Here is a 7,123-nt window from a genome sequence, read left to right as displayed (position 1 = left end):
ATGTCATCTGCAAGTGATTGGAGCGGGAAACGAGACTCGAACTCGCGACCCCGACCTTGGCAAGGTCGTGCTCTACCAACTGAGCTATTCCCGCAACGGAATATCACTTACACATATCTACCGGACACTGTTTGGAGCGGGAAACGAGACTCGAACTCGCGACCCCGACCTTGGCAAGGTCGTGCTCTACCAACTGAGCTATTCCCGCAACAGAATGTCATCTGCAAGTGATTGGAGCGGGAAACGAGACTCGAACTCGCGACCCCGACCTTGGCAAGGTCGTGCTCTACCAACTGAGCTATTCCCGCATCGGAATATCACTTACATATTTTTGGAGCCAGCAACGAGACTCGCGCTCGCTACCCCGACCTTGGCAAGCACTCAACATGCTCTACCAACTCGGTGACTCCGGCACTGCATATTGGAGCGGGAAACGAGACTCGAACTCGCGACCCCGACCTTGGCAAGGTCGTGCTCTACCAACTGAGCTATTCCCGCAACATGGATTGTCTTGAGGCTGTGCTGATGATTGGAGCGGGAAACGAGACTCGAACTCGCGACCCCGACCTTGGCAAGGTCGTGCTCTACCAACTGAGCTATTCCCGCATCGGAACGTCATCAGCAAACATTTTGGAGCGGGAAACGAGACTCGAACTCGCGACCCCGACCTTGGCAAGGTCGTGCTCTACCAACTGAGCTATTCCCGCAAAACCTGAAAACAGACCGTACAGCATTTGGTTGCTTGCGCTACTGTACGGGAGCCGAATTATAAGAGCAGACATTCCAATTGCAAGGGCTTTTTTGTCTGGTTGCAGCCGTTCGCTCAAAAGCTGGCCGAACTGCTGATTTTAGCAACCGAACGACGGCAAACCCTTGCCAGCCACTCAGATTTTGAAGACGTGGGCGCGGTAGAACTGCAGTTCGGCAATGGATTCGCGGATGTCGTCCAGCGCCTGGTGGGAGCCGCTCTTCTTGAACTGATCCAGCAGTTCAGGCTGCCAACGACGGACCAGCTCCTTGATGGTGCTGACGTCCACGTTGCGGTAATGAAAGAAGGCTTCCAGATCGCTCATGTGCTTGACCATGAAGCGGCGATCCTGGCCGATGCTGTTGCCGCACAGGGGGCTGGTGCGCTCCGGCACCCACTGGCGAATGAAGGCGAGGGTCTCGGCAACGGCCTTGGCCTCGTCGTATTCACTCGCCTTGACCCGGGCCACCAGCCCGCTCTTGGTGTGGGTGTTGACGTTCCAGTCATCCATCTTGCCCAGCTCTTCCTCGCTCTGGTGGATGGCGATGACCGGCCCTTCGGCCAGCACGTTCAGGTCCTTGTCGGTGACGATGGTGGCGATCTCCAGTACCACGTTCTCTTCGGGGTCCAGACCCGTCATCTCCATGTCGATCCATACCAGGTTCTGCGCGCTGACTGTCATGATTGCTCTCTCTATTGGGAGGAATGGCGGAATTTTGCCAATTTGCATGTATCATACTGGCTTTGAATCTGTTCATAAACTGGCAAACCCCGTGGCAAAGAAAGCAAAACTCAATCTGGGTCAACAAAGGCGCGTCCAGGCCAACCGCGAGCGGCGGCTGCAAAAAGAGCACACCACAGTGGTGGATGACACCCTGTTCGGCCCCGCCATCGAAGGGGTGGTGATCAGCCGTTTCGGCCAGCACGCGGATGTCGAGGCGAGCGATGGTGCCATCCACCGCAGCAACCTGCGGCGCAGCAGCATCAGCAGCCTGGTGTGCGGCGACAAGGTGGTGTGGCGCCCCGGCCTCAATGCCGCGACTGCCGGCGTCATCGAGGCGGTGCATCCGCGCCACTCGGTGCTGACCCGGCCGGACTTCTACGACGGGGTCAAACCCATCGCCGCCAACATCGACCAGATCATCATCGTCTCGGCGGTGATGCCCGAGTTCTCCACCAACATCGTCGACCGCTACCTGGTGGCGGCAGAAGATGTGGAGATAGCGCCCCTCATCGTGCTGAACAAGGTCGACATGCTCGATGACGCGGCCCGCGCCCGTATCGAGCACCAGCTCGAGACCTACCGCAAGCTCGGTTACGAGGTGCTGCTGGTGAGCTGCGAGAGCGGTGAGGGCATCGACGCCTTAAAGGCGGCGCTCACCGACAAGATCAGCATCTTCGTGGGCCAGTCCGGGGTGGGCAAGTCGTCCCTCACCAACGCCCTGATGCCGGGGCTGGACGTGCTCACCGGCGAGATCTCCGAGAACTCGGGGCTCGGCCAGCACACCACCACCACGGCGCGGCTCTACCACTTCCCGAGCGGCGGCGATCTCATCGACTCCCCCGGGATCCGCGAGTTCGCCCTCTGGCACCTGGAAGCCGACCGCATCACCTGGTGCTTCGTCGAGTTTCGCGACTACCTGGGTGGCTGCAAGTTCCGCGACTGCACCCACAAGGACGATCCCGGCTGCGCCCTGCGCGCCGCGGTCGAAGCGGGCGCCATCAGCGCCGATCGCTTCCACAACTACCACAGCATCCTGGAAACCATGCAGGAAGCCCGCCACGGTCGCCAACAGGCGCGGCTGTGACCCGTTCAACTCATTCCCAGATGAAGATCATGAGCATCACTGACAACCTGAAAATTGCCGGTCAATACTGCCTGCCCAAACACGCCCTCTCCCGCCTGGTGGGCAAACTTGCCGCCGCCGAAGCGGGCAACCTCACCACCAGGGTGATCGAGGCCTTTATCAAGCAGTACCAGGTCGACATGAGCGAGGCGCTGCACGAGAGCCCTGCCCACTACAAGAGCTTCAACGAATTCTTCACCCGCGAGCTCAAGCCCGGCATCCGCCCCGTGGTGGAAGACGCCATGACCCTGGCCCTGCCGGTGGATGGCACCGTCAGCCAGCTCGGGCCCATCAGCCAAGGTCGCATCATCCAGGCCAAGGGCCACGACTACAGCGCCCGCGAGCTGCTGGGGGGCTATGAGGATCTGGTAGCCCCGTTCAAGGATGGCGACTTCGCTACCATCTATCTGGCACCCAAGGATTACCACCGCATCCACATGCCGCTGGACGGCGTGCTGGAGAGCATGGTGTTCGTGCCTGGGGATCTCTTCTCCGTCAACCCCCTCACCGCCGAGAACGTGCCCAACTTGTTTGCCCGCAACGAGCGGGTGGTGGCCACCTTCCGTACCCCCCACGGCCCCATGGCCCTGGTGCTGGTCGGTGCCACTATCGTCGCGAGCATCGAAACCATCTGGGCCGGCAACATAGCGCCGACCAAAGAGAAGAAGGTGGTGCGCTGGGACTACACCGGCGATGAAGCCATCACCCTGCAAAAGGGGGCCGAGATGGGCCTGTTCAAGCTGGGCAGCACTGTCGTCTGCCTGTTTGGCCCGGGCATGCTGGCCGGTTTCGAGCCGCACCTGGCCAACGGGGTCACCACCCGCATGGGTCAGCCCTTTGCCACCCTGGCGGCACAAGCATGAGCGATCAACCCGCTTCCCAGAAGAACAACCCGCTGCACGGGCTGACCCTGGAGGCCATCGTCACCGCTCTGGTCGCGCACTATGGCTGGGAAGCGCTGGGGCAGCAGATCAATATCCGCTGCTTCACCGATAATCCCAGCATCAAGTCCAGCCTGAAGTTCTTGCGCAAGACCCCCTGGGCCAGAGAGAAGGTCGAAAGCCTCTATCTGTACGTCCAGCGCAAGCAGGCCAAAGAGAAGGAGTGACGCCATGGCGTTCAAGATTACCTACACCTACAAGAAGCAGGCCAGGGAGATTGGCTACGCCAATGACAAGTTCAACAGCATCTATGATGCCGTTGCCGCCGCCGAGGGGATCGATCTGACCCGCTTCCACGCCATGGAAGAGCAGTTGGCCCAGGTGTGCCGCCGCGACAAGAAGAGCGTGAAGGATTACCGGGAGAACTACTTCAAGGAACTGGGCTTCTCCAACATCGTCATCGAACGGGACGCCAAGGAGTAACCATGCGCACCCTGACCCTGATGGCGGCCACCCTGCTGCTGGCCGCCTGCAACACGACACCGAAGGAGCCCCTGGTCGGCGCGGATCGCGACGAACATGGCTGCATCGGCAGCGCGGGTTATCAATGGTCGGCGCTGGCAGGCCAGTGCGTGCGGCTGTTCGAGCAGGGCATTCGCCTCAATCCGACCGATGCTGGTCAGACCGTCAGCGCCTTCGTGCTGTTCAATGCCGATCAGAGTCAGGCCGAGCTGACCCTGCCAGAGGGCGAGCCGATCCGGCTGATCCGCCAGGGCGAAGAGGGCAACTGGTCCTGGCAGGGCGGTGGCTATCAGCTCTTCCCCTGGAAGGGCTATGTGCTCAAATCCGGCGACCATGTACTCTATCACGGCGATCTGACCCCCTGATCCTCGTCATCCCTCCCCTCACGCCCTGATGGGCGCGGAGCAGGCATAAAAAAACCCCGTTGCATGCAACGGGGTTTTTCATGATACCCGGCAGGATCAGTTGCCGAGGGTGGAGAACAGGCTCTGTTCCAGGCTGCCACGGGAGACGCACACCGGGGTGATGGAGGGAGCCAGTACCCGCTCGCCGGAGGACTCGACGAAGTAGAGCTGGGTATTGCCCTTGACGTTCACGGTGGCAACGCTGTTGTTGCCGCTCTGGGTGATGATCAGGTTGATCTGCAGGTTGGGGTTGCCCAGCGCCACCTTGGACCCCATGGTGCCGCAATCCAGCCACTCCAGACCATCGGCCGAGTTTTCCACGTTGGCGGTCATCAGACCGGCACCACGCTGGCTGTTCTCGATGTTCAGGCCGTGATCGCCGAACCACTTCTCGGCACGGGCCCACACCAGATCCACCGGGATCGCCATCTCCTGGGTGTTGTTGGTTGCCTTGGCAACCGGCGGGGTATAGCGATACTGCTCGCCGCCGTTGTTGTCGCTCGCACAACCCACCATCAACAGGGCCAGGGCGCCCCCCATTATCTTCTTCATGCTGCTTCTCTCATCCATAAGGCCATAGGCCAACCGGCGGCTATTATGGCGATCGCGACACAGGCTGTCAGCAGGGATCCGCACAAATGGCGTACTCTTAACCCAGGCTTTACAAAACCCACCTGTTATCATAGATTTGCTCGAAGTCTCCCCCGTGAGTGCTCTCGTGACTTCTTCGCTCTCCCTAGCGCTGCTGCAGCAGATCATCGACCAGTTACCCATGAATATCTTCTGCCGGGACAAGCACGGACGGTACCTGTTTGCCAACAAGGCATTCGCCAGGGAAGCCGGCCTGCAAGACCCGAGCGAACTCATTGGCAAGAGCGATGCCGAGATGCCCTGGGGGGATGTCTTCCGGGAGGAAGATGACCGCCTGCTGGCCGACGGCAAACCCCTGCTGCACCAGCAGCTCCATTGCCACAGCGGCGAAGGCGCCAGCTGGATGGAGATCAACAAGGTTCCCCTGTATGACGAGCACGGCGACCCCATCGCCCTGTTTGCCATGGTCAGCGCCATCGATCAGCGCAAGGAGCTGGAGCAAACCTTCCGCCAGCAGCAGTTGCTGCAACGCCGCCTGCTGGATGCCATTCCCGACCTCATCCGTCTCGAGGATCATCAGGGCGTGCTCATCGACTGCAACCAGGCCTTTCTCGACTTCATGGGGCTGGTGGCAAGCGAGGCTCTGGGTCGGCGCGTCCCGCCCCGGCTGCCCGTCGAACAAACCCTGGGTCAGGGGGAGTATTGCGTGGTGGATGCCCAGGGCAGAGGCCGCCATCTGGAGGTCACCAGGGTCGAGGTGCCGGATGACGAGGGCAACTCCCTCGGCATCCTTACCCTTAGCCGCGACATCACCGGGCTGCGCACCACCCAGGCCCAGTTGCAGCAAGAGCAGCACTACGACAGCCTGACCGGCCTGCTCAAGCTCTCCCACTTCCTGCAGACCAGCCGTCATCTGGGGGCCCGCAAGGCCAGCCTGCTGCTGGTGGATCTGCAACATTTTCGCGAGATCAACGATCGCTTCGGCATACGGGTCGCCGACCGCCTGCTGAGCCAGGTGGCCCGCCGCCTGCAACGACTGGCGCCGCCCCAGTCCCTGCTCTGTCGGGTCGCGGCGGATGACTTCGCCCTGCTGCTGCCCGAGCTCCCCCTCTCTCTGGATGCGTGGAGCCGCAACCTGCAGCAGGAGCTGATGACGCCCTATCAGGTCGAGGAGCACAGGATCCAGATCCCGGTGTTCCTCGGCATCGCCCATGGCAAGGCCAAGGATGCCGAGCGTCTGCTGAGCCACGCCGAGGCCGCCCTGGCCCAGGGCAAGCGCCAGCAGCAGCACTGTACCCTGTTCGACCCCGCACTCGATGCCAAGCTCAAACGCCGCCAGCTCATCGCCGCCCAGTTGCCACTCGCCATCAAGTCCGCCGAGCTGACCGCCGTCTACCAGCCCATCATCTGTACCCACAGCAACCGGCTGCACGGGGCAGAGCTGCTCTGCCGCTGGCCCCATCCCGAATTCGGCATGATCTCCCCCGACGAGTTCATCCCGCTGGCGGAGGAGCTGGGGCTCATCGGCCAGCTCGGCCAGCTGATGCTGGAGCTCGGCTGTGCCCAGCTTGCCCGCTGGCAGGTGGCGGCCCCGGACCTGGTGCTCTCCATCAACCTCTCGCCCCTGCAGTTCCGCGATCCCGAGCTCTGCCCTCAGATCTTCGACTGCATCGCGCGCCACGGGCTCGCCCCCTGGCAACTGGAGCTGGAGATCACCGAAGGGGTGCTGATGGAGAATGCCGACGAGATTGAGAGCAACCTGGCCAGCCTCATCGAGGCGGGCTTCCAGCTCGCCATCGACGACTTCGGCACCGGCTACTGCTCCCTCGCCTACCTTCCCAGGCTGCAGGTGGCGACCCTCAAGCTCGACAAGAGCTTCACCCAGGGGCTGGCCACCAACCAGGCCACCACCGCCATCGTGCGTTCCGTCATCGGGTTGGGCCATGAACTTGGCATCAAGATCACCGCCGAAGGGGTGGAGACGCCGGAGCAGCAGGCCTGGCTGGTGCTGGTCGGTTGCGATCGGCTGCAAGGCTATCTGTTCAGCCGCCCCCTCCCACCGGCCGACTTTGCCCGCAGCTATCAGCTGCCGGAGCAGTAAGCCAGCAACAACAAGGCCACCCGAGGGTG

General features: G+C 61.8%; 8 protein-coding genes and 6 tRNA genes. 6 read left to right on the top strand and 8 right to left on the bottom strand.

Features of this window, described 5'->3' with window-relative positions:
* Positions 1–18: 18 nt before the first annotated feature.
* From AB5Y70_RS15900 to orn, 7 genes are all read right to left on the bottom strand, one after another.
* Positions 19–94, bottom strand: a tRNA-Gly gene (locus AB5Y70_RS15900).
* 38 nt (positions 95–132) lie between these two features.
* Positions 133–208: transfer RNA gene (locus AB5Y70_RS15895), tRNA-Gly, on the bottom strand.
* 24 nt (positions 209–232) lie between these two features.
* A tRNA-Gly gene (locus AB5Y70_RS15890) sits at positions 233–308 on the bottom strand.
* Positions 309–422: 114 nt separating this feature from the next.
* A tRNA-Gly gene (locus tag AB5Y70_RS15885) sits at positions 423–498 on the bottom strand.
* A gap of 32 nt (positions 499–530) precedes the next feature.
* Positions 531–606: transfer RNA gene (locus AB5Y70_RS15880), tRNA-Gly, on the bottom strand.
* A 25-nt stretch (positions 607–631) separates the two neighbouring features.
* Positions 632–707, bottom strand: a tRNA-Gly gene (locus AB5Y70_RS15875).
* Between the two features lie 177 nt (positions 708–884).
* Entirely contained in the window at positions 885–1,430 is a 546-nt protein-coding gene (gene orn / locus AB5Y70_RS15870; protein WP_042014296.1) for an oligoribonuclease, read from the bottom strand.
* 91 nt (positions 1,431–1,521) lie between these two features.
* Between orn and rsgA the strand changes: the two genes are divergently transcribed.
* From rsgA to AB5Y70_RS15845, 5 genes are read left to right on the top strand one after another with little or no spacing between them, the layout of a single operon-like run.
* Positions 1,522–2,556, top strand: coding sequence for a small ribosomal subunit biogenesis GTPase RsgA (gene rsgA / locus AB5Y70_RS15865; RefSeq protein WP_368176081.1), 1,035 nt, complete (start codon positions 1,522–1,524; stop codon positions 2,554–2,556).
* Positions 2,557–2,585: 29 nt separating this feature from the next.
* Positions 2,586–3,458: an archaetidylserine decarboxylase gene (asd, locus tag AB5Y70_RS15860; RefSeq protein WP_042014303.1), complete on the top strand. Its 873-nt coding sequence runs from the start codon at positions 2,586–2,588 to the stop codon at positions 3,456–3,458.
* Positions 3,455–3,703: a VF530 family DNA-binding protein gene (locus AB5Y70_RS15855; protein WP_041212447.1), complete on the top strand. Its 249-nt coding sequence runs from the start codon at positions 3,455–3,457 to the stop codon at positions 3,701–3,703. Before asd ends, AB5Y70_RS15855 begins: the two co-directional genes overlap by 4 nt.
* A 4-nt stretch (positions 3,704–3,707) precedes the next feature.
* Complete coding sequence (locus tag AB5Y70_RS15850; RefSeq protein WP_010675489.1) at positions 3,708–3,959, top strand: DUF2960 domain-containing protein; 252 nt, start codon at positions 3,708–3,710, stop codon at positions 3,957–3,959.
* Positions 3,960–3,961: 2 nt separating this feature from the next.
* Positions 3,962–4,363: a hypothetical protein gene (locus AB5Y70_RS15845; RefSeq protein ID WP_042014295.1), complete on the top strand. Its 402-nt coding sequence runs from the start codon at positions 3,962–3,964 to the stop codon at positions 4,361–4,363.
* Between the two features lie 96 nt (positions 4,364–4,459).
* Here the strand turns inward: AB5Y70_RS15845 and AB5Y70_RS15840 are convergent, their stop codons facing one another.
* Entirely contained in the window at positions 4,460–4,954 is a 495-nt protein-coding gene (locus AB5Y70_RS15840; protein ID WP_029314787.1) for a hypothetical protein, read from the bottom strand.
* A 166-nt stretch (positions 4,955–5,120) separates the two neighbouring features.
* On the opposite strand from AB5Y70_RS15840, the gene AB5Y70_RS15835 reads away from it, so the two are divergent.
* Entirely contained in the window at positions 5,121–7,094 is a 1,974-nt protein-coding gene (locus AB5Y70_RS15835) for an EAL domain-containing protein (RefSeq protein WP_362777377.1), read from the top strand.
* Positions 7,095–7,123: the final 29 nt, after the last annotated feature.

Source organism: Aeromonas sp. s1(2024), assembly GCF_040908005.1.
GTDB lineage: Bacteria > Pseudomonadota > Gammaproteobacteria > Enterobacterales > Aeromonadaceae > Aeromonas > Aeromonas caviae.
The sequence above is the reverse complement of the archived record's forward strand: the minus strand, read 5'-3'. Positions and strand labels throughout refer to the sequence as shown.

Excerpts from the sequence above, each read along its gene's own strand:
- AB5Y70_RS15850 (WP_010675489.1), top strand. The coding sequence starts at position 3,708 with ATGGCGTTCAAGATTACCTACACCTACAAGAAGCAGGCCAGGGAGATT.
- AB5Y70_RS15845 (WP_042014295.1), top strand. The coding sequence starts at position 3,962 with ATGCGCACCCTGACCCTGATGGCGGCCACCCTGCTGCTGGCCGCCTGC.
- AB5Y70_RS15840 (WP_029314787.1), bottom strand. The coding sequence starts at position 4,954 with ATGAAGAAGATAATGGGGGGCGCCCTGGCCCTGTTGATGGTGGGTTGT.
- asd (WP_042014303.1), top strand. The coding sequence starts at position 2,586 with ATGAGCATCACTGACAACCTGAAAATTGCCGGTCAATACTGCCTGCCC.
- orn (WP_042014296.1), bottom strand. The coding sequence starts at position 1,430 with ATGACAGTCAGCGCGCAGAACCTGGTATGGATCGACATGGAGATGACG.
- AB5Y70_RS15855 (WP_041212447.1), top strand. The coding sequence starts at position 3,455 with ATGAGCGATCAACCCGCTTCCCAGAAGAACAACCCGCTGCACGGGCTG.